We start from the raw sequence: 1021 nt of genomic DNA, 5'->3' as shown, positions 1-1021 counted from the left end.
TCAGTCCCTCCAGATGCGGCCACGGCCGCTCGGGGTTGACGTGGTCGGGTGTGAGCGGGGAGATGCCGCCCAGGTCGTCCACCCCCGCGCCGATGAGGGCCAGCACGTCCTGCCGGTCGACCAGGTTCGGCGGGGCCTGGACGGCGACCCGCGGGTCGAGCACCAGGCGCGCGACGGCGATCGCGGCGAGGAACTCGTCGGTGTCCGCGTCGGCCGAGTCGCGCATGGCGGTGTCGGGCTTGGCCCGGAAGTTCTGGACGATCACCTCCTGGAGGTGTCCGAACTCCCTGGCCAGCCCGGCCAGCGCGAGCAGACTGTCGGCCCGCTCGGTCCTGTTCTCCCCGATCCCCACCAGGATCCCCGAGGTGAACGGCACCGCGAGACGCCCCGCGTCGGTCAGGGTGCGCAGCCGCACGGCCGGGTCCTTGTCCGGGCTGCCGTGGTGACACGCACCCGGGGTGGTGAACAACCTCGTGGCCGTGGTCTCGAGCATCATCCCCATGGACGGTGCGACCGGCTTGAGGGTGGACATCTCCGACCAGCTCATCACGCCGGGATTGAGGTGCGGCAGCAGACCGGTCTCCTCCAACACCCGGATGGCCATGGCCCGGACGTAGTCCAGCGTCGAGGAGAAGCCGCGCGACTCGAGCCACTCCCTCGCCTCGGGCCACCGGTCCTCCGGTCGGTCACCCAACGTGAAGAGCGCCTCCTTGCACCCGGCCTCCGCGCCGCGCCGGCACAGGTCCACCACCTCGTCGGGGTCGAGGAACATGCCCTCGCCGGCGGCCCGGAGTTTCCCCGGCACGGTGACGAAGGTGCAGTAGTGGCAGCGGTCGCGGCACAGGCGGGTGAGCGGGACGAACACCTTGCGGGAATACGTCACCACCCCCGGACGCCCCTCGTCGAGGAGGCGGGCGTCGCGACGCGCGGCCGCCAGCCCGGTCAGCCGGACGAGATCGTCTCCGCGCGCGGCCAGCAACACCGCCGCCTCGGCCACGTCGAGGGTGAGCCCGTCGGAGGC

At 72.2% G+C, this 1021-nt stretch carries 1 protein-coding gene; it reads right to left on the bottom strand.

The features are described 5' to 3' along the window. Positions 1-1021, bottom strand: a 1021-nt coding sequence (gene cofG, locus G6021_RS12185) for a 7,8-didemethyl-8-hydroxy-5-deazariboflavin synthase CofG (RefSeq protein WP_182641401.1), incomplete at both ends; no start/stop codon positions are given.

The sequence above is a fragment of the Dietzia sp. CW19 genome (assembly GCF_014145265.1).
Lineage (GTDB): Bacteria > Actinomycetota > Actinomycetes > Mycobacteriales > Mycobacteriaceae > Dietzia > Dietzia natronolimnaea.
This window is presented reverse-complemented; position numbering and strand designations above follow the sequence as displayed.